Origin of the sequence: Vibrio sp. 10N.286.49.E11 (genome assembly GCF_041469505.1) — a bacterium.
GTDB lineage: Bacteria > Pseudomonadota > Gammaproteobacteria > Enterobacterales > Vibrionaceae > Vibrio > Vibrio crassostreae_C.
In genome coordinates this window covers 1-1580 of sequence record NZ_JBFRKQ010000051.1, presented here as the reverse complement: position 1 = coordinate 1580, position 1580 = coordinate 1, and the positions used below count along the sequence as shown (strand labels likewise).

The 1580-nt window shown below is 46.5% G+C and carries 1 protein-coding gene; it reads right to left on the bottom strand.

The annotated features are described in order from the left end of the window. Nucleotides 1–39: 39 nt before the first annotated feature. Nucleotides 40–1574 (bottom strand): IS3 family transposase gene (locus tag AB4167_RS11695; RefSeq protein ID WP_372136560.1). Its coding sequence is split into 2 segments (ribosomal slippage): nt 40–1121 and nt 1121–1574, totalling 1536 coding nucleotides; the frame shifts between segments, so codons are not numbered across the junction. Nucleotides 1575–1580 lie beyond the last annotated feature (6 nt).

The following is a 1580-nucleotide window of genomic DNA, read 5'->3' as shown; positions in this document are numbered from 1 at the left end:
CGGTGTTTTTCAAGGTAGTTGTCATCATTTGCTTACTTATTAAGCAGCTTCTCTTTCTGGATTTAGGTGAACGTCACCAACAGGCGCACAGTTCCTGATATCACCAGACCACCGCTCAGGCTTTCGCTGTTTTGCAGCGAGCAATACCTCTACACGACGCTTCAAGATCTCTTTATCTTTTCCATTGTGACGCTCTGAAGGCGTGACATAATTCAGCTTACTGTGCTTGTGCTCCGTGTTGTACCAGCGTACGAAGGCTTCAACCCAACTTTGGCTACTATCGATTGTTTCAAAGCCCTTCGTTGGCCAGCTTGGCATGTACTTTACCGTGCGGAACAATGACTCAACATACGGGTTATCATCACTGACTCTTGGGCGACTATACGATGAAGTAATACCTAACTCTTCCATTTTTTCTTTGAACGTCAACGACTTCATCGGCGCACCATTATCTGAGTGAAGAACCAGAGCTTGATTGAAGCACTGCTCTCGCATCAACGTTCGTTGCAGAAGTTGTGACGCCAGCTCACCGCATTCATGCTCATACACTTCATAACCAACAATTTTTCGACTGTAGATGTCCTCAATGACATACAGGTAATAATGTTGGCCTCGAACTTTTGAAGGTAAGTAAGTGATATCCCACGTATAGACTTGGTTCGAGTCCGTCGCTGTGTAACTGGTTGGCTTCGCTTGCTTCTGTCTGCTCCGCTGACGACCTCGTTTGTGAAGTTGCCCCTGCGTACTCAACACTCGGTAGTAGCTCGACTCAGAGGCGATATACTCACCTCTATCAAGCAGTGTCGGGACGATTTGAGTTGGAGGCAAGCTTGCAAACTCAGAGCGGTTACACACCTCGATTATCGCATCACGCTCTTCCTGCGACAGCTTGTTAGCAGGCTCAGGTCTGAGGCATATTGGCCTTTTGTCAGCTTGAACTTCACCTTGCTGATACCAGCGACGATACGTTCTCAAGTCGATTTGAACTTCATGGCAAGCTGGCTCTAAACGACACCCGCATTGCTTCGCTTCAAGGATAAGAGTCACTATGGTCTGCCTTTCATCGGTTGAGGTTAGTCGTCCTCTGGCTCTTCCCCGTAAAAGGCTCTCAGCTTTTTTCTTAGTACCAAGAGAGCGGCCGTTTCAGCGAGTGCTTTTTCTTTGAGTCGTAAATCTTTCTTCAACTCTTTGATTTCAAGTTTGTCAGCTTTAGCCTGCTTCTTTGCTTCAGCTTCCTGCTCTTTACTCGACTTAAACCCTTGCATACATTCGCTGCGCCAGCTTTGGATTTGCTCTGGAAAAAGACCTTTTTCACGACAATATTGGCTGAGTTCACTTTCGGTCATCGAGTAAGTCTCGGCAACAATGGCGAGTTTAGTTTGAGCAGACCACTGCTCTGATGAAGTGTTGCTATTTGGCACGGCGGCTCCTGAACGTCTGAGTTGCTGGCGCCAATTATACAGGGTCGCAGTGCTAATTCCTTCCTCTTCCGACACTTCTTTAACTGACATTGAATAGGGAGGTAATAGCTTCTTCAATATAGCTTCTTTTCTTTCTACTGAGATACGAGACACAATTAC